This is a genomic window from Aureimonas sp. AU22 (genome assembly GCF_001463745.1).
Lineage (GTDB): Bacteria > Pseudomonadota > Alphaproteobacteria > Rhizobiales > Rhizobiaceae > Aureimonas.
Map to the genome: position 1 here is coordinate 46,453 of NZ_BBWJ01000037.1, position 19,926 is coordinate 66,378.

Below are 19,926 nucleotides of genomic sequence, written 5' to 3' on the forward strand. Positions count from 1 at the left end.
TCCGAGGAATGCGGGTAACGTGGTGGAGGGGGATCAGGCCGAGACCTTGCGGATCCACTGGTCGAGGCCGACGGCCACGATGATGAGGACGCCGACGGCGAATTCTTGCCAGAGGGCGTCGAGGCCGGAGAGGGCGAGCCCGTTGCGGAAGACGCCGACGATCAGGGCCCCGATGAGGGTGCCGACGATCGAGCCGCGCCCGCCGAAGAGCGAGGTGCCGCCGATCACGACCGCGGTGATGGAATCGAGGTTGGCCGTGCCGCCGGACGTCGGGCTGATCGCGCCGACGCGCCCGATCAGCACCCAGGCGCCCAGCGCGCAGATGACGCCGGACAGGGAGTAGACCGCCAGCAGCACGCGCCGCGTGTCGATGCCCGACAGGCGCGCCGCCTCCGGGTCGTCCCCGGTGGCGTAGACGTGGCGGCCGAAGGCGGTGCGGTTCAGGATGTACCAGACGACCGCGGCGACGATGAGCGTGAACACCGTGCCGAAGGTGAGGCGCGCGCCGCCGCCCTGGATGGCGGTGGCGGTCAGCTGGAGGAACGGCGCTTCCGCCGCGACTTCCTGGGCGCGGATCGTCTGCGACCCGCTGTACCAGAGGAAGATCGCGCCGAAGATGCTCCAGGATCCGAGCGTCACGATGAAGGGGGGCAGCTTGACGTAGGTGATCAGGAGCCCGTTCACGAAGCCGCAGGCGAAGCCGACGCCGAGACCGATGCAGAAGGCCAGTTCGGCCGGGACGCCCATCATCACGGCGAGGCGGCCCATCACGACGGTCGCCAGGATCATGATCGCGCCGACGGACAGATCGATGCCGGCCGTCAGGATCACCAGCGTCTGCGCGATGCCGATGACGGCGATGATCGTCACCTGTTGCATGATCAGCGACAGGTTGAACGGCTGGAAGAAGCGCGAGCCGACGATCGCGCTGAAGACCAGGAGCCCCGCGACCAGGACCACGAAGGGCACGATCGTCGGATACTGGTGCAGGAGATGCTGCAGGCGCCGCAGCGGCGACCGGCGCTCTTCGGCGAAATGGGCGACGGCGTCCGCGTTGTTTGCTGCCGGTTCGATGCTGGCCATGGTCCCACACCTTTCTCTGCGCCTGTCGAAACGGTCGGTGCGAAAGGGGTTTTCGCACCGACCGCGGTTGCGGCGCCGGAGCCGGCGCGCGCATCGTCAGGACGAGGGGATCAGCCCCAGCACTTCTTGAGGGCTTCGGCGGAGGTGATGGACTCCACCCCGTCCACCGGCTTGTCGGTGACGAGGGTCACGCCCGTATCGAAGAAGTCGAGCCCCTGCGTCGCCGCCGGCTTCTCGCCCGTCTTCTTGAAGTTCACGATCGCCTCGACGCCCTTCGAGGCCATCAGCAACGGGTACTGCATGGCGGTCGCGCCGATCACGCCGGCCTTCACGTTCTCGACGCCCGGGCAGCCGCCGTCCACCGAGGTCATGACGACCGAGCCTTCCTTGCCGGCGGCCTTCAGCGCCTCGTACGCGCCTGCGGCGGTCGGCTCGTTGATCGTGTAGAAGACGTTGAGATCGGGGTCCTTCTGGAGAAGCAGTTCGGCTCCGGTGCGGCCGCCTTCCTCCGATCCCGCGCCCCACTGGTGGCCGACGATGCGCGCGTCGTCCTCGTCGAGATAGCGGCTCATGTCCTTCGGATCGATGCCGAAGCCCTTCATGAAGCCCTGGTCGCGTTGCACGTCGACCGTCGGTTGCGTCTCGATGGCGTCAAGGAACCCGACCTTGGCGGTCTTCGGATCGGCGACCGTCTTGGCGGCCCACTGACCGATCAGCTCGCCCGCCTTCACGTTGTCCGTGGCGAAGGTCTGGTCGGCGGCGTCGGCGGGGTCGAGCGGCGTGTCGAGCGCGATCACGAGGATGCCGGCCTGGCGCGCCTGGTCGAGCACAGGGGCGATCGCCTTGGGGTCGCTCGCGGTGATGAGGATGCCGCTCGCTCCGGCGGAGATGAGGTTCTCGACGGCGGTGACCTGACTGTCGTGGTCACCGTCGTACTTGCCGGCGAAGCCCTGGAACTTCACGCCCAGTTCGGCCGCCTTCTGGCTGGCGCCCTCGCGCATCTTGGCGAAGAACGGGTTGGCCTCGGTCTTCACGACGAGCCCGACCAGGATGTCCTCCTGGGCACGGGCGGGCGCCGCCGCGATGAGGCAGGTGGCCAAGGCCGTGCCGGCGATGAGGCCGGTGAGGCGGTGGATGGTGCTGCGCGACGTCATGCTTCCTCCCTTGTGGTTCATGGGACGCCTCTTCGGGCGTGCCCGCTCCCTTGCCCGGCGATTCGCGCCCGACATTCGTCTCGGAACCGACTGGCCGACGGTGCCGCGATTTCACGGCAGACGGCTCGCCGCCGCCATGCCCGCGCGCCTTTCCGCCCGGCACGCCTCCCAGGATCGAAGTAAAATCGCGATCGGCTGAAAACACAATCGCCATCTGCTCAGGTTCAGAACTTTTTGCGCGCGGTTGGAAGGTTTACGGGTTCAATCGATATGGTCGGCATACGAACCGATGCGATTGGTCGGCGGGCGTCATCGCATCTGCGCAAAACATGTCGAAACCGATCATGCAAGGTGTCCGGGCGCGGAGTGTGACGGCATTAGGCCCACCCTCGAGCCGCAAACATCGATTTTTCCGCAAACTTCGTCGTGGATTGCTAACCCAAGTCGCGGTAGGGCAGGGCCGCATCCTCGCTCGACCGACAGGTACGAAAGGTTCATCCATGACGCAGCCCAAACGCATCGCCGTCACCGGCGCGGCCGGTCAGATCTGCTACTCCCTGCTGTTCCGCATCGCCAACGGCGACGTCTACGGCAAGGACACGCCGGTCTCCCTTCAGCTTCTCGATCTGCCCCAGGCGCAGAAGGCCGTGAAGGGCGTCGTGATGGAATTGGAGGATTGCGCCTTCCCGCTGCTGCAGGACGTCGTGATCACGGACGATCCGAAGGCTGCCTTCCGCGACATCGACGCAGGCTTCTTCGTCGGCTCGCGCCCGCGCACGCAGGGCATGGAACGCCGCGATCTGCTCAATGCCAACGCCGAGATCTTCCGCGTCCAGGGTGAGGCCCTGAACGAGGGCGCCAAGCGCGACGCCAAGGTGATCGTGGTCGGCAACCCGGCCAACACCAACGCCATGATCCTGGCCGCCAACGCCAAGGACTTCCCGACCGAGAACATCACCGCGATGCTCCGGCTCGACCACAACCGCGCCCTCACGCAGTTCGCCCAGAAGGCGGGCGTCTCGGTCGACGCGATCAAGAAGTTCGTGGTCTGGGGCAACCATTCGCCGACGATGTTCGCCGACTGGACCAACGCCACGGCGGACGGGCGCAAGCTCTCCGAGGTGATCGGCGACGAGGCGTGGTACAAGGAGACGCTGATCCCGACCGTCGCCAAGCGCGGCACGGCGATCATCGAGGCGCGTGGCGCATCCTCGGCCGCCTCGGCCGCGAATGCTGCGATCGACCACATGCGCGACTGGATCCAGGGCTCGGACGGCGACTGGGTGTCGATGGGCGTCTCCTCGGACGGCTCCTACGGCATCCCGGAGGGCCTGATGGCCGGTGTGCCGGTGATCTGCGAGGGCGGTTCCTACAAGCGCGTCACCGGTCTCGAACTCGGCGAGTTCCAGCGCCAGATGCTGGACCGCACGGTCGCCGAGCTTTCCGAAGAACGCGAAGCCGTCTCGGCGCTTCTTTGATCCCAGCGTACTGACGCCGTTCGAAAGGGCCGTCCCGCTGTCTCGGCGGGGCGGCCCTTTCGCATCCGAAAGGATCAACCGGTCCTTAAGCTTCCGGCGCGAAATTCACCCGACGTTGCAAACGGGCCGCAGGATGTCTCGGAGCCGAAGCCTAACACTCATCATGGCCGCCGCGGGTTTGAGCGTCGCGGGCGGCTGCGCGCGGATGGAGCCACGCATGGGCGCCGAGGAGTGCCTGGCGCGCGCCATGTATTTCGAGTCGAACCGCTCGTCCGAGGCGGGCATGCTCGCGGTCGGTACCGTTGTGATGAACCGGCTGGAGTCGGGCAAATACCCGAAATCCGTCTGCGGTGTCGTCGGCCAGAAGAACCAGTTCGCGCCCGGCGTCCTGTCGAAGCCCATGGGCAAGGGCAGGGACCTCGCGACCAAGACGGCCCGGCAGGTGCTTCGTGGCGCCCGTCATTCCGACGTGCAGAAGGCCATGTTCTTCCACACCGCGGGCTACTCATACCCCTATTCGAACATGCATTACGTGACGATCCAGGGCGGCAACTCGTTCTACGAGAAGCGCAAGAACGCGACGTCGACGCAATCCATGGTGGCCGAGCGGATGGAGGCGGCGAAGGCGGGGCGACTGCCGTTCACCCCGCGCGAACGCGCCATGGCCGCTGCCCAGGCACCGGCCCCGGCCGGGATGCGCGCGCCGGTCCGCGAAAGCCGCATCGCCCGCCGGATGGCGACCACCGCCACCAGCGCGCAGCCGGCGCTGGAGACGATGAGCATCGAGGACCTGATCCGCGAGAACGGCGGCTGAGCTCGCTCAGGCGTCGGGGAAGTCGGCCGACAGGCTTTCCGCCTTCAGGCCTTCGATCTCGGCGAGACGCTGCTTGAGCTTCGCGGTGATACCCTCGTAGGCCACCTTGCCGAGCACCAGATGGCGCGGGGCCTTCGTCATCTCGGTCACGCGGATCATGGCCTCGCCGGCTCGCACGGGATCGCCGGCCTGCTTGCCGCTGATATCGGCCGTCATCTTCAGACGCGCGCCGGCCGTTTCGGCGTATTCCGCGATCTGGTTCGGCGTCTGGCGCAAAGAACGGCCGGCCCAGTCCGTCCGGAAGGGGCCGGGCGCGACGCAGGTCACCTGCACGCCGAAGGCTGCGACCTCCGCCGCCAAGGCGTCGGAGAAGCCCTCCACCGCATGCTTGGTCGCGGCGTAGTAGCCGGACCCCGCGAAGCCGATGAAGCCGGCCTGGCTCGTGAGATTGAGGATATGGCCCGAGCGCTGTCGCCGCATGATGGGCAGCACGGCGCGCGTCATCGCGAAGAGGCCGAAGACGTTGGCGTCGAACTGCTCGCGGATCTCGGCGTCGTCGCCCTCCTCGATCGAGGCCTGGTAGCCGTAGCCGGCATTGTTGACGAGGACGTCGATGCGTCCGAACCGCTCTTCTGCGGCCTTCACCGCCGCGTCGATCGCCACCCGGTCCGTCACGTCGAGCGAAAGGGGGAGGACGTTGTCGCCGGCCAGCGCCGTCAGGCTCGACAGCCGCTCCTTGTCGCGCGCCGTGGCGACGACCCGCCATCCGCGGCCGATCACCAGCTTGGCGAGTTCGTGGCCGAAGCCGGTGGAGCAGCCGGTGATGAACCAAACGGGCGTTTCGATGGAGGACATGGGCTCGGCTTTCGATCGGTGAGGGATGGATCTTCGTCGACTGAGCCCGGTATCTGGGAGCGGCCGAGCGTCCTGCCAGACGCAAGTGTGGGAAGCGAACGATTCGGAAAGCTTACCGAAACGTTTGCCGTGCTACTCGATCCTTCGAGATTGGATTCAGCCGGATTTCAGCCCTTGTCGTCGCATCATTTCGGCCGCTCGTCCTTCGTCCGGCGCCTGTACCTCGCGTCCGCCCTGCTTCTGTCCGTCGCGCTCGCCTCGTGCCAGTCGATGGATCTGTCGCGCAGCGACGTTCGCGCCGGGCTGATCCCCCCGTCCAAGGCGCCGGCCTTGAGCGTCGGCGCCGAGGTCGTGGCGGAGCGCATGCCGGCCTCGATTGTCGTGGACATGGACAGCGGCCGGGTGCTCCATGCCGACGACGCCGATGGCCTGCGCCATCCCGCTTCGCTCACCAAGCTGATGACGCTCTACCTCCTGTTCGAGGCGATCGAGGCCAGGCGCATCGGCCTCGACGACGCCATGCCCGTCACGGCCTTCGCCGCCGCGCGCGCGCCGTCCAAGCTCGGCCTGAGGCCCGGCGAGACGATCCGCGTGCGCGACGCGATGTCCGGGCTTGCGGTGAAGTCGGCCAACGACGTCGCCTCGGTGGTCGCCGAGGCGCTCGGCGGCACGGACGACGCCTTCGCGCTCGCGATGACGCGCAAGGCGCGCCAGCTCGGCATGACCCGCACCAATTTCGCCAACCCCAGCGGCCTGCCCGACGAGGCGCAGATCTCGACCGCGCGCGACATGGCGATCCTCGGCCAGCAGATCCGGAAGCGCTTCCCGCAATATGCCGCGCTGTTCAAGACAGAGGGTTTCGAATACGGCGGCCGGCACTATGCCGCGACCAACAAGCTGCTCGGCCGCGTCGCGGGCGTCGACGGCATGAAGACCGGCTACGTCAACGCCTCGGGCTTCAACCTCGTGGCCAGCGCCCGCCGCAACGGGCGCGGGGTCATCGTGGTGGTGCTGGGCGGCCGGACGGGGCGCGAGCGCGACGCCTCGGTCGAGGCGCTGATCGACACCTATCTCGGCCCCGGCAGCTGAGAGCTCTCTCCGTCGTCGCATGGTCCGACGGCGATGCGCGCCCGCATCGCCCGGTGACGTTTCAGAGCCCCTTCTGCATCCCGCCGTCGACGAAGTATGTCGAGCCGATCGAATACGTCGCCTTGTCCGAGCACAGGAACACGAAGAAGTTCGCGAGTTCCTCCGGCGTGCCGAAGCGCTTGATCGGCGCGTGCTCGTCCGCGACGCCCTGGAGGTAGCCCTCCCAGTCGCCTCCTGAATTTTCGGTCAGCTGGCGCGCGGTCTTCTTCCAGTCGGGTGTCAGGATCAGGCCGGGATTGATGCAGTTGACGCGGATGTTGTCGCCGACGACTTCCGTCGCCAGGCACTTCGAGAACATCATCAGGGCGGATTTGGTGACGTTGTAGATCGGCTCGTACCACAGCGGCTGCACCGCGCAGATCGAGGCGTTGTGCAGGATCACGCCGCCGCCGCGCCGGCGCATCTGGGGGATCACGCCGCGCGCGAGGCGAACCGCCGCCATGACGTGGAGGTCCCAGTAGGCCTGCCACTTGTCGTCGGGCGCATCCATCACCGTCTCGTTGGAACCGGTGCCGGCGTTGTTGATGAGAATGTCGGTCCCGCCGAACCGCTCCTCGACGGCGCGCATGAGCGCGTCGACGCCCTCGACGGTGGAGACATCCGCCTCGACGCCGAGCGCTTGGACCCCGTGGGCGTCCGCGATGCGTCTGGCTTCCGCCTCGGCCCGCTCGCGGCCGCGCGCGGCGAGGACGACGTTCGCACCCTCCGCGGCGAGCCCCTCGGCCACCGCCAGCCCGATGCCGACCGAACCGCCGGTGACGATCGCGACCTTCTCCCTCAGACCCATGTCCATCAGCGTATCTCCCTTCGGCCCTCCCGGCCGATTCGTGATGGGGATTGTGGGCCGGGCAGGGCGGGGAAGGCCAGCGCTAAGCGTGCCCGCTCGTCAGTCGGAATACCGCTCTTCCGTCCACGGGTCGCCGCGCTCGTGATAGCCGCGCACTTCCCAGTAGCCGGGCTGATCCGCGGTGCGGAACTCGATCGAACGCAGCCATTTCGCGCTCTTCCAGAGGTAGAGATGCGGCACCAGCAGCCGCACGGGTCCGCCGTGCTCCTTGGTGAGCGGCCGGCCTTCCCAGGAGTGCACGAGCATCGCGTCGGCCGCCGCGAAATCCGCAAGCGGCAGGTTGGTCGTATAGCCGTCGTAGGAGCCGAGCACGACGAAGGCCGCGTCGTCTCGAGGTCGCACGACGGCCATGAGATCCCGCGTCAGTACGCCCGCCCAGCGGTTGTCGAAGCGCGACCATGTGGTCACGCAGTGCATGTCGGTGGTCTCCTCGCTCTGCGGCTGGTCTTGGAAGCGAGCCCAGTCCCAGATCTGGGGTGCGTCCACCGCGCCGTTGATCTGCAGCTGCCAGCGCTCGGTCGACACGTTCGGCTGGAGCCCGAGGTCGAGCACCGGCCAGTTCTTGACGAGGTGCTGACCGGGGGGAAGGCGGTCGCTCTCCGCCCGCTCCTGCCGGCCGGTCAGAAAGCGCCCGAGCCTCGCCCATTCCTGCTTGGTGCGGGTGAGCTTGGACTCCGGCGGGGTGTCCTCGGGTTCATCGGCCATGGCGAAGCCTCCGTTGAAACGTCTGCGCGGAAGATGGGGCGCCCGTCTGCAAAATCAGGCCAGTCTGCAAGATCGGGGATGAACGGGCGATCTTCCGTCCGCCGCCCGCGTAACCACCTTGAAATGGCGGCCCGCGACGGCACGTTGTCCTCGATGAACCGGTGTCGGGCCGGTGGCATGCCCGCGGGGCGTTCCCGCGACGAGCCCGGCCGATCCCTGCGCGAACCGGACAGGATTGCACCATGACCCATCACGACATGCAGGCCTGCATCGACGCCTGCCTTGCCTGCTACCGGACATGCCTCTCCACGGCCATGCACCATTGCCTCGAAGCCGGCGGCCGGCATACCGAGCCCTCGCACTTCCGCCTGATGGCGGCCTGCTCAGAGATGTGCCGTGCCTCGGCGCACATCATGCTGACCGGATCGGAGGCGCACCGCCATTCCTGTGCCGCCTGCGCCGAGATTTGCGACGCCTGCGCGGCCGACTGCGAGCGCGTCGGCGACATGGACGAATGCGTCGCGGCCTGCCGCGAATGCGCGCGCCTCTGCCGCGAGATGGGGGCGGCTCGATGATCCGGGCGAGCGGCGCCGCCGCAACTCTCCTGGCCATGGCATTGGCGCTGGGAAGCGCTGCGGCACAGGAGGTCGATCACGGTGCGATGGGGCACGGCGTCCAGGCCGACGGCTCGAACAGCCCGGCCAGCCAACGCATGATGCGGGCCATGGACGACATGAACACCGCGATGGCGAAGACGCCGATGACCGGCAAGCCGGGCCTCGACTTCGCCACCATGATGATCCCGCATCACCAGAGCGCGATCGACATGGCGAAGGCCTATCTCGACAGCGGCGAGACGGACCCGACGCTCACACGCATCTCGCGCGACGTCATCTCCTCGCAGGAAAAGGAGATCGCGGAGCTCAGGGCCTGGATCGAGGCGAACCGCAACCGCTAGGAGCGATTGAGGCGGGGCTTATCCACGCGGTCCGCGTCTCGCCGGCTCGCGGCCGCGCCATATGTTGCCGCCGATGGAACCCATCGACGCACCCGCCAACCTCGCCAAGTCATCCCGAGCGATCGGGCGCGTCCCGATCCTGCGCAAGGTCGAGGTCCGCGGGCTTCTCATTCTCGGCGTCGTGTCCGCTTCGCTCTTCGGCTTTCTGACGATCGCGAGTGAGGTGAGGGAAGGGGAAACCCACGCCTTCGACGACGCGATCCTTCGGGCGCTGCGCAACCCGGCCGACGCGGCCGATCCGATCGGACCGTTCTGGGTCGAGGCGGTGATGCGCGACCTCACGGCACTCGGCGGCTACACCGTGTTGGCACTGCTGACGGTTCTGGCGATCACCTACCTTCTCATGAAGGGCAAGCGGGCTTCGGCGATGCTGATGGGGGTTTCGGCTCTCGGCGGAATGATCCTGTCGAATCTCCTGAAGCTCGGCTTCGATCGGCAGCGGCCCGACGTCGTCGCGCATCTCGTGGACGTCCACAGCCTGAGCTTCCCCAGCGGTCACGCGATGCTGTCCGCGGCGACCTACCTCACCCTGGGGGCGCTGCTTGCAAGGGCCGAGCAGAGTATCGTCATGCGCGCCTACTTCATCGGCGTCGCGATCGCGTTGACGCTGATGATCGGTGCGAGCCGGGTGTATCTCGGCGTCCACTACCCGACGGACGTCCTCGCCGGCTGGTGCGCCGGATCCGCCTGGGCCTTCCTGTGCTGGTGGGTGGCACGCTGGCTGCAGCGGCGCGGCAGCGTCGAGCCCAGCACCTGATACGAACACGGCGCCGGCCCCCCTTCGGGAACCGGCGCCGCTTGCCGTCGGCTTCGACCTTAGAAGTCGAAGTTGTTGATGTCGGCCTTGGTGAAGACCTTCGGCGCGCCGAGCAGGATCTGGCTCTGATTGACGATCTGCAGATCGCCGAGACGGCCGGCCTTGAAGGTCGTGTCGCCGGGCTTCAGCGTGCCGTCGGCAACGGCACGCATCGCCATGCCGGCGGCGTAGCCGAGATCGACGGTGGACCACAGGATGGTCGTCTTGATGCAGTCGTTGTTGATGTAGGGCTTCATCGCGTTGGGCAGCGCGAGGCCGACCACGGCGACCTTGCCGCAGAGATTGCCCTGCTGCACGGCTTCCGACGCGGCCGGGGTCGCGACCGAGGTCATGCCGAGAATGCCCTTCAACTCGTCGCCGTACTTGTTGATCAGCGTCTGGGCCTGATTGAAGGACAGGATGTTGTCCTCCTGAGCTTCCACCGTCTCCAGGAACTTGATCTTCGGATGGCACTTCTCAGCATAGGCCGCCATCTCGGTGATCCAGCGCGCCTGGTTGGGCGTGGTGAAGGTCGAGGTGACGATGGCGAAGGAGCCTTCCTCGCCGATCTCCGAGGCGAGCTGGTCGATCATCGACTTGGCGACGCCGTTGGGCTCGGCCTGGTTCACGAACCACTGGCGCGCATCGGCTTCTGCATCCGCGTCGTAGCCCACGACGTTGATGCCGGCTTCCAGCGCGCGCTTGAGCACCGGTGCGATGGCGACCGGGTCGTTGGCGGCGAACAGGATGCCGTCGACGCCGGACGTGATGTAGTTGTCGATGAAGGTGATCTGCTCGTCGATGTTCGCCTTGGTCGGGCCGTCGGTGGTGACGGTCATCGACCCGAGTTCCTTGGCCGCTTCCTGGATGCCGGAGGCGGTGGAGTTGAAGTAGCCGACGCCGACGAGCTTCGGAATATCGACGACGGTGAGCGGCTTGCCCTTGCGGTCCGGCGCGCCGGTGGGCTCGCCGCCGTTGTAGTCGCCGGGCGGCACGGCGGTGACGCTGGCGTCGCAGGCCAAGGGGTTGGCGGGAAGCTCGTCGCCCCCGGTCCAGGCGCTCTGCGCCATGGCGGGTGCGGTCAGAAGGCTGGTGCCGACGAGAAATGCCAGAAGGGTGCGCATGCCGTTGTCTCCTCCACGATGACGTTTGGCGTGTCGTAGTCCCGGCCGATGGCGACCGGAGCTTTCGTCCTCAGTCGCCGGAATAGCGGCTGAGGAAGTTCGAGATGAGCACGGCTGCGATCAGCACGGCTCCGATGATGACGATGGTGCCGTCTCCGCGCACGCCGGACAAGGCGAGGCCGTTCTTCAGCACCTGGACGAGGCAGAGACCGAGCAGCGTGCCGACCACGAGGCCGCGTCCGCCGAAGATCGAGGTGCCGCCGAGCACCACGGCGGTGATGACGTCGAGCTCGATGCCGGACCCCATGTCCGAGCGGGTGGTCGAAACCCGACTGACGAAGACGACGGCCGCCAACGCCGACACGAAGCCCGACGCCGCGTAGATCCAGAGCTTCGTCTTCGCGACGTCGATGCCCGAGAACGCCGCACCTGCCTCGTTGTTGCCGATGGCATAGGTCGCTCGCCCGAACGCGGTGTAGCGCAGGATGAAGAAGCCCGCGAAGGCGACGACGGCCAGCAGCCATAGCTGCGTCGGCACGCCGAAGACGTTGCCCTGTCCGAGCTCGAAGAACCACTTCGGGTATCCGCGGATCGACTGCGCCTGGCTGATGCCCTCGGCAAGGCCGCGATACAAAGCGAGGGTGGCAAGCGTCGCGATCAGCGGCGGCACGCGGAATCGCGTGATGATCAGGCCGTTGATGAAGCCGGCGAGCGTTCCCACAGCCATCGAGAGCACGATCGCGACCGGCAGCGGCAGTCCGAGCGTCTTCCAGAAGACGCCGATCAGGATGGCGCAGAGGCCGAGGATCGAGCCGACCGAGAGATCGATGCCGCCGGTGACGATGACGAAGGTCATCACCACCGCGATCAGTCCGACCTCGGTCAGGAGACGGCCTTGGTTGAGAAGGTTGGCGGCGGTGAAGAAGCGCTCGTTGTCGATCGCGAGGACCGCCAGCGCCAGGGCCAGGATCAGCGCGAGGATCGCCTCGTGGCGGAGAAGGGAGCGAAGGGTCATGGTTCTCTCCTCCTCAGTCGGCTCGCCCGCGCCGTGCCATGTCGGCAAGAACGGTCGCGAGGATGAGGATGCCCTGGACCGCGCGCAGCCAGTAGGCGGAAACGTTGAGGAAGATCAGCGACGAGCCGATGGCCGCGAAAAGGATCGCGGCCAGCGTCGAGCCCACCACCGTTCCGATGCCGCCGAGGATCGACACGCCGCCGACAACCGAGGCGGTGATGACGATGAGTTCCAGCCCGTTCGGGACGGTGGATTGGATCACCTGGAGCTGCGTGGCGAAGAGAATGGCGGCGACGCCGGCGATCAAGCCGTGCAGCGCGAAGACTTTGACGATCGTCGCCCTGTAGGGGATGCCCGACGCCTCTGCCGCTTCCGGGTTGCCGCCGACCGCATAGATCGAACGCCCAAACGCCGTGGAGCGCAGCATGAAGGCGAAACCGATCGTCATGACGATCATGAACCAGACCGGGGAGGGCACGTCGAACAGGCGGAACTGGGCGAGCTGGAAGGCGGGCGGCAGCCCGGAAATCCAGGCGCCGCCCGTCACGGTGATAAGCCCGCCGCGCAGGATCGAGAGCATTGCCAGCGTCGCGATGATCGACGGAACCTTGAGATAGGCGATCAGAGCGCCGAGCCCTGCGTTGACCGCGCCGCCGATCAGCACCGGCAGCAGCCACGACAGCCAGACGGGATATCCGTTCGTCACCAAGATGCCGGAGACGGTGGCCAGGACGCCGATCAGCGCACCGACCGACACGTCGATATGCCCGGAGATGATCACCATCGACATGCCGATCGCGGCCACCGCGATGTAGGCGTTGCCGACGAAGATCGACGTCAGGTTGTTCTGCGAAATGAAGCGCGGATTGAGGGTGCCGACAATGAGGAACAGCGCCACGATCGCGACGACCAGGAGGATTTCCTGGCCGGACGACGAAAGGCGGCGCGAAAGCGTCGGGCCCTTCATGCGGCGTGTCCCGTCATCATGGCGGTGCCCACGGCGTCCGGCGTCGCCTCCGCGCGATCGAGGATGGCGGTCATCCGGCCGCCGTTCATCACCAGCACTCGGTCGCTCATGCCGAGAACCTCGGGCAGTTCGCTCGAAATCATGATGATGGCGAGCCCCTGGCGCGCGAGCTGGTTCATGAGTTTGTGAATCTCGGTCTTGGCACCGACGTCGACGCCGCGCGTCGGCTCGTCGAGGATGAGGATACGGGGATCGGTCGCCAGCCACTTGGCGATCACGACCTTCTGCTGGTTGCCGCCCGAGAGCTGCGCCACGACCTGTCCGGGCCCGCGCGCGCGGATGGCGAAGCGCTTTATGGCATCCTCGGCCAGCGCCTTCTCGCGCGACGTATCGACCACTGCGCGGCGCGTCAGGCGGTCGAGGATCGCCATCGAGACGTTCTCGCGGATCGTCTGCGGACGCACCAGCCCGTGCTGGGCGCGGTCTTCGGGCACGTAGGCGATGCGCTTGTCGATCGCCTCGCGCACGCTGCCGACCGTCACGGGCTGGCCGTCGATCAGGATCTCGCCGGCCGTTGCCGGCGTCACCCCGAAGATCGTCTGCGCGAGCTCGGTGCGGCCGGACCCGACGAGCCCCGCGATGCCGAGGATCTCGCCGGCGCGGACGGAGAAGGAGACGTCGCGCACCTTGCCGGCATGCGCCAGACCACGCACCTCGAGAACCGTCTCGCCGATCGGGATGTCCTCTTTCGGAAACAGCTCGTCGATGTCTCGGCCGACCATCATCGAGACGAGGCTTGCCTCCGTCACGTCCCCGACGGCCCTCGTGGCGATGGTCTTGCCGTCGCGCAGCACGGTCACGCGGTCGGAGATCTCGAAGATCTCGTTCATGCGGTGGCTGACATAGATGATGCCGACGCCGTCGGCGCGCAGCGAGCGCACCACGTCGAGGAGACGGCGCACGTCGGCCTGCGCAAGCGCTGCCGTCGGCTCATCCATGATCAGCGCGCGCGCGTCCTTGGACAGGGCGCGGGCGATCTCGACACGCTGGCGGTTGGCGACCGACAGGCTCGAGACGGTCGCGTCGACGTCGAGATCGGGACAGTCGAGGCGATCCAGGATCTCGCGAGCGCGGCGGCGCATGGTGGCCCAGTCGAGCGTGCCGCGCTGGGTTCGCGGGGCGTGGCCGACGAAGATGTTCTCCGCCACGGTGAGCGCCGGGAACAGCAGCAGTTCCTGGTGAACAACCGCGATGCCCCGGCCTTGCGCGTCGCGCGGGTTGTCGAGCTTGCGCGCTTCGCCGTCGATCTCCACCGTCCCGCCATTCGGCTGGTGGGCACCGGACATGATGCGGATCATCGTGGACTTGCCGGCGCCGTTCTCGCCCATCAGGGCATGAACCTCGCCCGGACGCAGGTCGAAGTCGACGCCCTTGAGCACGGAGACCGGGCCGAACGACTTCTCGATGCCGCGAAGGGCGATGATGGGCGCAGCGTCAATTGACAAGGAAGCCCCCTTCGATCGGCATGGCGTGGCCGTGGATCATGGCGGCGGCATCCGAGAGGAGGAACAGGATCGTTTCGGCGACGTCCCCGGTCTCGGCGAAGCGGCCTACAGGCGTGCGGGCCAGCATTGGGCCACCCTTTTCCGGTGCGCTCCACGCGACGCGGGCGAGCTCCGTCAGGGTGATGCCGGGGTTCACCGCGTTTACCCGGATGCGATGCGGGCCAAGCTCGTTGGCCATGACACGCGTCAGGCCGTCCAGCGCTCCCTTGGACGCGCAGTAGGCGGCATGGTCGCGGAAGCCGAGGAAGGAGGAGATCGACGAGACGTTGACGATCGCGCCGGGCGCCGAGCGTCGAATGAGGTCGCGGGCGAAGACCTGGGAGACGATCGCCGCCGCGCGAACGTTGATCGCCTGCACCGTATCGAAGGACTCGTCCTTCATCTCGAGGAATGGCTCCAGGATGTTGATCCCGGCACAATTCACGAGAAGATCCGCGGGCAGGGCCTCGGTCGCCGCCTGTCGTGCAGCTGCGGCGTCGCCGAGATCCACCGTGATCGTGCGGCAGCCGATCTCGGTCGCCAGCGTGTCGAGGTCGGCGCGGGTCCGCCCCAACGCCACCACCTCGGCGCCACGCTGTTTCAGCAGCGTCGCCACATGGCGGCCGATGCCTTTTCCGGCACCGGTGACGATGGCGGTCCTACCGTTGAAGTCCATCCTCGTCCCTCCCAAAACGCGGTGGATGGGTTTGGGCTTTAGTTGCCCAGACCCATCTCGATCTGCATCTTCACTTCGCCCTTGGGCGCCTTGGCCGCGAGTTCGAAAGCCTCGACGCTCTGGTCGAAGGTGAACGTGCGGGTGATCAGCGGCGAGACGTCTACCGCACCCGAGGCGAGCATCGCCACGCAGCGCGGGAAGACGTGCGCGTAGCGGAAGACGTGCTCGACCCGCGCTTCCTTCAGCATGGCGGCGGACACGTCGTAGGACGGGTTCGCCAGCGGGATGCCGACGAAGACCACGACGCCACCCGGGCAGAGCGGTTCGAAGATGCCGGCGATCGCCTTTTCCGAACCGGCGCACTCGTAAATCACATCCGCGCCCCAGCCTTCGGTCCGCGCCTTGACGGCGTCCGCAAGGTTCTCGCGTGCGACGTTGACGGTGGAAACCGAGCCGAGCTTGCGCGCGATATCGAGCTTGGTGTCGTCGATGTCGGACACGATGACATGGGCGCAACCGCCCGCCAGCGCGGCGAGCACGGTCACGAGACCGATCGGGCCGGCGCCGATCACCACGGCGACGTTGCCGGGTGCCGCCTTGGCCTTGGTGACGGCATGCACGCCGACGGCCAGCGGTTCTACCATCGCCGCGGCGGCGAAGGAGACGTTGTCCGGCAGCTTGAAGGTGAAGGCCTCCGGATGAACGACGCTCGGGCGCAGCACGCCGTGCACCGGGGGCGTCGCCCAGAACTGGACGGCCGGGTCGAGATTATAGAGGCCGAGCCGCGTCGCGCGGCTGTTGGGGTCGGGGATGCCCGGTTCCATGCAGACCCGGTCGCCGGGCTTCAGGGTCGTCACGGCCGAGCCGATCTCGGTGACGATGCCGGACGCCTCGTGGCCGAGGATCATCGGCTCGCGCACCACAAAGGGGCCGATGGCGCCATGCGTGTAGTAGTGGACGTCGGAACCGCAGATGCCGACGGTGTGGATCGCGATCCGCACGTCGTGGGCGCCGAGCGTTTCATCGACCGGACAATCGCGAAGCGATAGCTTGTCCTTGGCTTCAAGGACCAGCGCCCGCTGGTCGCCCTGCGTGCTCGTCTTCAGGGTGTCGATGTCCCGCATGACCGAATCTCCTCCCATGACCCTTGTTGGTGCCGGGCGACGCTAGGCGCCAGCACCTGAAGAGGCGACGCCTCAACGGACGTCCTTGCAAAGTTTCTTGGCTCTTGCTTCAGGCGGCTCGGGTTTCGCCCGGACGACTGCTTCGAATGCGACGCGCTTCGTCGCGGTAGGCGGATGGGGTCTGCTGGCACACCGCATGGAACTGGCGATTGAAATTCGCGGTGTTGTTGTAGCCGACCTCGTAGCAGATTTGGGTGACCGGCATGTCGCTTCCCGCAAGGAGCGCGCAGGCCTGCTGCACGCGCAGTCGGTTCACGTAGGACGTGAAGTTATGCCCGGTCTGATGTTTGAAGAAACGGGAAAAGGCTGTGACCTCCATGTTGCAGATCGCCGCCGCGTCGCTGAGCGAGATGTCGCTCGTGTATCGTTCGGTGATGAAGGCGATCACCCGGTCCAGGCGGCGGGAGGCCGACGTGTGCAATCCGAGCGAGGGCGCGCAACGGGCCAGAACCCGGCGCTCCTCGGGACGCGAGGCGAGATCCGCCAGGAGAGACAGGAAGGAAACCAGCCGTCCGGCCCCGCGCTCGTGCTCCATCGCGCAAAGTTTTCTGCGCGCCCCTTCGGCCGTTCCCCCTGTGAATTCCACCCCGAACGCGGCATCGCGCAGGAGACACTGCAGGTCCGCGAACTCGCTGAAACCCTTCACGAGCGTATCCGTGATGGCGGCATCGAATTGAACCAGAACGTCCCGGCCCGGCAGGCTGGCGCCGGGTGCAAGATCGCTGATCCAGTTGTGCGGAAGGTTCGGACCCGCCAGCACGAGGCAGCCTTCCGCGAATGGGCCGACATAGTCGCCGATCATCATTCGACCCCGGCCCGCGGTCACGAGGTGAAGCTCGTATTCAGGATGGCGATGCCACTTCGCGAGATGATGGGGATAGTCGTGCTTCGCCCATCGGAAGGATTCGCCCGGCCCCCGCAGAATGATCTCGAGAGCGGGATCGTTGGGGGACGGGGAGGGCGTGACGTCGAGACGGTCGTGGGTCATGCCGTCTCCTTCGATCGAGGGGCGTAGGCTGCGGCGAGCCAGGCATCACGATAGGCGTCGAGCCCGGGCAAGGGAGCGTTGGTAATCTCTCGTTCCGCCGCCGGCTCGATCGAGGCGTCCGCCCCGAGCGCGAGAAGGGCGGCTCCGGCGCTGGTGCCGGTCCCTTCGAGGGGAGCGGAGACGGGACGCCCGGTCAAGGCGCGAAGTGCGCGCAGGTAAACGTCGTTGCGCGCGAACGGGCCTTCCACCACCGTCGGACCATCCGCCCCGATGTTGTGGAGGACCTCTGAGGTCGCCAGCGCCGCGTAGAGACTCGCGGCCGCCGTGCGCTCGCTGCGCGACAATGTGGACGGTTCGATGGACCAGCCGCCGCGCGCGGCGGGAAAGGGGCCGCTGCCCGGCGTCTGGCCCGGCAGGGCCATGATCCCGCGTTCGATGACCGAACGCAGTGTCGCCTCGCTCGGCGCCTCCGGCTCGTGCCCCGTCAGGAGGTCGAACTCGCGACCCCCCATGAAGATGCCCGACGGCACCGGCCGCCCGAAGGCATCGGCGTTGCTGAGCGTGCTGAGCGCCGGATCGAGCGAGACGTCGCGCCCACCGATCGCGAAGCTGACGACCCAGGTTCCGGTCGAGACCACGGCGAAGGGCGCGGGACGCGAGAGGAGGTGCGGCAGCAGCGAAGCGTTGGAATCGTGAATGCCGCAGAGGACGGGAATGTCGCCGCGATCGGCCAGCCCGGCCTGGGCCGCGATCTCCGGGCGAAGAGGACCCAGCACCTCGAACGCCGTGCGACGCGGCGGAAACAGCGCGGCCCAGCCCATGCGTTCGACCAGCGAGGAATAGGCGCTTCTCGGCGGTGACCACAGATCGGTGTGACACGCGAGCGAGGTGGTCTCGACCGCCGCGACGCCCGTCAGGCGCCAGGCCCAATACTGCGGATAGGTCAGGATATGGCGGGTGTGCGCGAACGCGTCGGGAAACCGGCTCTGCAGCCAGTGGAGCTGGCGTCCGACGTTCAGTCCCTGGCCCATCCGGGGCGACTGCGTCTCCGTGAAGTCGGGCCGCAGCGCCTCGTAGGCGTCGCTTTCGGGGCCTGCGATGTCGAACTCGTAATCGAGCATCGGGAGCGACAGGCCGGCGTCGTCCACCAGCACGATGGAAGCACCATGCGTGGTGATGGCGATCGCATCGAGAGGATGGCCGGCGGCGACCTGACCGAGCGACTCGACGATGAAGGCGAAGAGGCGATCGAGGTCGAAGTGCGGATAAGGACCGTCGCGCCGCACCTCGTTGGCGACCGAGCGGAAGGCGAGATCGCGCCGCTCTTCGAGGTCGTGCAGCACCACCTTGGCGTTGGTTTTGCCGACATCGATCACGGCGACATGGCGAGCGGGACGATCCATCGGCTCAGGCCATCCGGAACATGGGTTCGAGGGGCGTGACCACCGGCGAGGCGTCGGGGTTCGTCTCCATGATGTCGGCCATCATGGCCCACCACCGGCGCATGACCTCGTGGCCGGGCAGGGCGTCCATTCGATGATCGGCGGGGCGCTTGAGGACGGCGAAGAGGTGATGCGTCTCGGGATCGAGATGGATCGAGTAGTCGCGCACGCCCGCATCGCGCAGCAGAGCGGCGAGCTCTGCGGGGAGCGCATCGTGGCGCCGGCGATATTCGTCCGCCTGGCCCGGTCGCAGCACCATCCGGAAGGCGATCGTTTCCTCAGGGCCGGTGACCATTGACGCCTCCTCCCTCCACCCGGACGGTGATCAACCGAACCCCGGCCGCTTCGACCATGGCCGCATCCTTGTCCGATACCCCTTCGTCGGTGACGAGGACCTGAGCGCGGTGCAGCGGGGCGAGCAGGAGGCTGGAACGGTTGGCGAACTTCGAACTGTCCGCCAGGATCACCAACTCGTCGGCCTGCCGCATCAGCCGCTGCTCGGACTGTATGATCAGCGGATCGGTTTCCGCCAAGCCCAGCGGCGAGACGCTCTGGACGCCCATGAACATCCGCCGCGCGCGGAAATGGGCGGTGCCGTCCGCCTCGAAGGGCGACAGGATAAGACCCTGGGCTCGATACACGGCCCCTGCTGGAACGAGCACCGTGCAGCGCGAGTGCTGCATCAGGTGCTCGGCGATCGGAAACGAATTGGTCATCACCTGAAGGCTCGCGTCCGTCAGGAAGTGGACCATCTGAAAGGTCGTCGACCCGCCGTTGATGATGGCGGCGTCGTCCTCTTCGCACAGACGCGCGGCCTCGCGAGCGATCGCCCGTTTCTCCGCGACGTTGACGGTATGCGCCAAGGCGAGGTTGGAGCCGCCCGGCAGCCCGGGGACTGCAGAGGCAAGCGCCTCCGCGCCGCCGCGCACCTTGCGCAGCCGTCTTGCGGTCGAAAGAGCCTGGATATCACGCCGGATCGTCGCCTCGGACGCGCCGGTGAGGGCGGCGAACTGCTGAACGGTGCCCACGGAGCGGCCTTCCAAGGCGCTCAGGATCATCCGCTGGCGTTCGCGTTCGTGCATCCTCG

20 protein-coding genes and 1 pseudogene are annotated in these 19,926 nt (G+C 67.1%); 6 read left to right on the forward strand and 15 right to left on the reverse strand.

The window, feature by feature from the left end; all coding sequences use genetic code 11:
- Positions 1-33 precede the first annotated feature (33 nt).
- A complete protein-coding gene (locus AUL34_RS12845) occupies positions 34-1,083 on the reverse strand; it encodes an ABC transporter permease (RefSeq protein WP_061934408.1) in 1,050 nt (349 codons plus the stop codon).
- Positions 1,084-1,193: 110 nt separating this feature from the next.
- Complete coding sequence (locus AUL34_RS12850; protein ID WP_061934410.1) at positions 1,194-2,237, reverse strand: substrate-binding domain-containing protein; 1,044 nt, start codon at positions 2,235-2,237, stop codon at positions 1,194-1,196.
- 500 nt (positions 2,238-2,737) lie between these two features.
- Here AUL34_RS12850 and AUL34_RS12860 point away from each other — a divergent pair, with 500 nt between their 5' ends.
- Both AUL34_RS12860 and AUL34_RS22845 read left to right on the forward strand, forming a co-directional pair.
- Positions 2,738-3,715: a malate dehydrogenase gene (locus AUL34_RS12860; RefSeq protein ID WP_061934414.1), complete on the forward strand. Its 978-nt coding sequence runs from the start codon at positions 2,738-2,740 to the stop codon at positions 3,713-3,715.
- A 229-nt stretch (positions 3,716-3,944) separates the two neighbouring features.
- A pseudogene (locus AUL34_RS22845) lies at positions 3,945-4,286 on the forward strand (cell wall hydrolase); the annotation flags it as partial.
- Between the two features lie 249 nt (positions 4,287-4,535).
- Here the strand turns inward: AUL34_RS22845 and AUL34_RS12870 are convergent.
- Complete coding sequence (locus tag AUL34_RS12870; protein ID WP_061934416.1) at positions 4,536-5,384, reverse strand: oxidoreductase; 849 nt, start codon at positions 5,382-5,384, stop codon at positions 4,536-4,538.
- A 174-nt stretch (positions 5,385-5,558) separates the two neighbouring features.
- Between AUL34_RS12870 and AUL34_RS12875 the strand changes: the two genes are divergently transcribed.
- Positions 5,559-6,473, forward strand: coding sequence for a D-alanyl-D-alanine carboxypeptidase family protein (locus tag AUL34_RS12875; RefSeq protein WP_061934418.1), 915 nt, complete (start codon positions 5,559-5,561; stop codon positions 6,471-6,473).
- Positions 6,474-6,534: 61 nt separating this feature from the next.
- On the opposite strand, the gene AUL34_RS12880 is transcribed toward AUL34_RS12875, so the two are convergent.
- Positions 6,535-7,326: an SDR family NAD(P)-dependent oxidoreductase gene (locus tag AUL34_RS12880; protein WP_061934420.1), complete on the reverse strand. Its 792-nt coding sequence runs from the start codon at positions 7,324-7,326 to the stop codon at positions 6,535-6,537.
- A 93-nt stretch (positions 7,327-7,419) separates the two neighbouring features.
- A complete protein-coding gene (locus AUL34_RS12885; protein WP_061934422.1) occupies positions 7,420-8,085 on the reverse strand; it encodes a sulfite oxidase-like oxidoreductase in 666 nt (221 codons plus the stop codon).
- Between the two features lie 242 nt (positions 8,086-8,327).
- Here AUL34_RS12885 and AUL34_RS12890 point away from each other — a divergent pair, with 242 nt between their 5' ends.
- The 3 genes from AUL34_RS12890 (at position 8,328) to AUL34_RS12900 (ending at position 9,860) form a co-directional block, all read left to right on the forward strand.
- Positions 8,328-8,660 carry a four-helix bundle copper-binding protein gene (locus AUL34_RS12890; protein WP_061934424.1) on the forward strand — a complete coding sequence of 111 codons (333 nt, stop codon included), beginning with the start codon at positions 8,328-8,330 and terminating at the stop codon, positions 8,658-8,660.
- On the forward strand, positions 8,657-9,043 hold the full coding sequence (locus tag AUL34_RS12895) for a DUF305 domain-containing protein (protein WP_061934426.1): 387 nt from the start codon (positions 8,657-8,659) through the stop codon (positions 9,041-9,043). Before AUL34_RS12890 ends, AUL34_RS12895 begins: the two co-directional genes overlap by 4 nt.
- A gap of 73 nt (positions 9,044-9,116) precedes the next feature.
- Positions 9,117-9,860, forward strand: a complete 744-nt coding sequence (locus AUL34_RS12900) for a phosphatase PAP2 family protein (protein WP_156420914.1) — start codon at positions 9,117-9,119, stop codon at positions 9,858-9,860.
- A 59-nt stretch (positions 9,861-9,919) separates the two neighbouring features.
- Here AUL34_RS12900 and AUL34_RS12905 read toward each other — a convergent pair whose 3' ends face one another.
- From AUL34_RS12905 to AUL34_RS12950, 10 genes are all read right to left on the reverse strand, one after another.
- A complete protein-coding gene (locus AUL34_RS12905; protein WP_061934428.1) occupies positions 9,920-11,023 on the reverse strand; it encodes a substrate-binding domain-containing protein in 1,104 nt (367 codons plus the stop codon).
- 70 nt (positions 11,024-11,093) lie between these two features.
- Positions 11,094-12,038 carry an ABC transporter permease gene (locus tag AUL34_RS12910; protein WP_061934430.1) on the reverse strand — a complete coding sequence of 315 codons (945 nt, stop codon included), beginning with the start codon at positions 12,036-12,038 and terminating at the stop codon, positions 11,094-11,096.
- 13 nt (positions 12,039-12,051) lie between these two features.
- The gene (locus tag AUL34_RS12915) at positions 12,052-13,005 is read right to left on the reverse strand and encodes an ABC transporter permease (RefSeq protein WP_061934432.1); all 954 of its coding nucleotides are present in this window, start codon (positions 13,003-13,005) and stop codon (positions 12,052-12,054) included.
- The gene (locus AUL34_RS12920; RefSeq protein WP_061934434.1) at positions 13,002-14,510 is read right to left on the reverse strand and encodes a sugar ABC transporter ATP-binding protein; all 1,509 of its coding nucleotides are present in this window, start codon (positions 14,508-14,510) and stop codon (positions 13,002-13,004) included. The genes AUL34_RS12915 and AUL34_RS12920 overlap by 4 nt, the downstream gene beginning before the upstream one ends.
- On the reverse strand, positions 14,500-15,225 hold the full coding sequence (locus AUL34_RS12925; RefSeq protein WP_061934436.1) for an SDR family oxidoreductase: 726 nt from the start codon (positions 15,223-15,225) through the stop codon (positions 14,500-14,502). Before AUL34_RS12925 ends, AUL34_RS12920 begins: the two co-directional genes overlap by 11 nt.
- A gap of 38 nt (positions 15,226-15,263) precedes the next feature.
- Complete coding sequence (locus AUL34_RS12930; protein ID WP_061934438.1) at positions 15,264-16,349, reverse strand: NAD(P)-dependent alcohol dehydrogenase; 1,086 nt, start codon at positions 16,347-16,349, stop codon at positions 15,264-15,266.
- Between the two features lie 109 nt (positions 16,350-16,458).
- On the reverse strand, positions 16,459-17,397 hold the full coding sequence (locus AUL34_RS12935; RefSeq protein WP_061934440.1) for an AraC family transcriptional regulator: 939 nt from the start codon (positions 17,395-17,397) through the stop codon (positions 16,459-16,461).
- A complete protein-coding gene (locus tag AUL34_RS12940) occupies positions 17,394-18,800 on the reverse strand; it encodes an FGGY-family carbohydrate kinase (protein WP_061934442.1) in 1,407 nt (468 codons plus the stop codon). Before AUL34_RS12940 ends, AUL34_RS12935 begins: the two co-directional genes overlap by 4 nt.
- A 4-nt stretch (positions 18,801-18,804) precedes the next feature.
- Positions 18,805-19,134, reverse strand: a complete 330-nt coding sequence (locus AUL34_RS12945; RefSeq protein WP_061934444.1) for an L-rhamnose mutarotase — start codon at positions 19,132-19,134, stop codon at positions 18,805-18,807.
- On the reverse strand, positions 19,118-19,921 hold the full coding sequence (locus tag AUL34_RS12950; RefSeq protein WP_061934446.1) for a DeoR/GlpR family DNA-binding transcription regulator: 804 nt from the start codon (positions 19,919-19,921) through the stop codon (positions 19,118-19,120). The genes AUL34_RS12945 and AUL34_RS12950 overlap by 17 nt, the downstream gene beginning before the upstream one ends.
- Between the last annotated feature and the right edge of the window lie 5 nt (positions 19,922-19,926).

Excerpts from the sequence above, each read along its gene's own strand:
- AUL34_RS12945 (WP_061934444.1), bottom strand. The coding sequence starts at position 19,134 with ATGGTCACCGGCCCTGAGGAAACGATCGCCTTCCGGATGGTGCTGCGA.
- AUL34_RS12900 (WP_156420914.1), top strand. The coding sequence starts at position 9,117 with ATGGAACCCATCGACGCACCCGCCAACCTCGCCAAGTCATCCCGAGCG.
- AUL34_RS12930 (WP_061934438.1), bottom strand. The coding sequence starts at position 16,349 with ATGCGGGACATCGACACCCTGAAGACGAGCACGCAGGGCGACCAGCGG.
- AUL34_RS12860 (WP_061934414.1), top strand. The coding sequence starts at position 2,738 with ATGACGCAGCCCAAACGCATCGCCGTCACCGGCGCGGCCGGTCAGATC.
- AUL34_RS12905 (WP_061934428.1), bottom strand. The coding sequence starts at position 11,023 with ATGCGCACCCTTCTGGCATTTCTCGTCGGCACCAGCCTTCTGACCGCA.
- AUL34_RS12870 (WP_061934416.1), bottom strand. The coding sequence starts at position 5,384 with ATGTCCTCCATCGAAACGCCCGTTTGGTTCATCACCGGCTGCTCCACC.
- AUL34_RS12850 (WP_061934410.1), bottom strand. The coding sequence starts at position 2,237 with ATGACGTCGCGCAGCACCATCCACCGCCTCACCGGCCTCATCGCCGGC.
- AUL34_RS12880 (WP_061934420.1), bottom strand. The coding sequence starts at position 7,326 with ATGGACATGGGTCTGAGGGAGAAGGTCGCGATCGTCACCGGCGGTTCG.
- AUL34_RS12940 (WP_061934442.1), bottom strand. The coding sequence starts at position 18,800 with ATGGATCGTCCCGCTCGCCATGTCGCCGTGATCGATGTCGGCAAAACC.
- AUL34_RS12845 (WP_061934408.1), bottom strand. The coding sequence starts at position 1,083 with ATGGCCAGCATCGAACCGGCAGCAAACAACGCGGACGCCGTCGCCCAT.
- AUL34_RS12885 (WP_061934422.1), bottom strand. The coding sequence starts at position 8,085 with ATGGCCGATGAACCCGAGGACACCCCGCCGGAGTCCAAGCTCACCCGC.
- AUL34_RS12925 (WP_061934436.1), bottom strand. The coding sequence starts at position 15,225 with ATGGACTTCAACGGTAGGACCGCCATCGTCACCGGTGCCGGAAAAGGC.
- AUL34_RS12895 (WP_061934426.1), top strand. The coding sequence starts at position 8,657 with ATGATCCGGGCGAGCGGCGCCGCCGCAACTCTCCTGGCCATGGCATTG.
- AUL34_RS12910 (WP_061934430.1), bottom strand. The coding sequence starts at position 12,038 with ATGACCCTTCGCTCCCTTCTCCGCCACGAGGCGATCCTCGCGCTGATC.
- AUL34_RS12915 (WP_061934432.1), bottom strand. The coding sequence starts at position 13,005 with ATGAAGGGCCCGACGCTTTCGCGCCGCCTTTCGTCGTCCGGCCAGGAA.
- AUL34_RS12950 (WP_061934446.1), bottom strand. The coding sequence starts at position 19,921 with ATGCACGAACGCGAACGCCAGCGGATGATCCTGAGCGCCTTGGAAGGC.
- AUL34_RS12890 (WP_061934424.1), top strand. The coding sequence starts at position 8,328 with ATGACCCATCACGACATGCAGGCCTGCATCGACGCCTGCCTTGCCTGC.
- AUL34_RS12935 (WP_061934440.1), bottom strand. The coding sequence starts at position 17,397 with ATGACCCACGACCGTCTCGACGTCACGCCCTCCCCGTCCCCCAACGAT.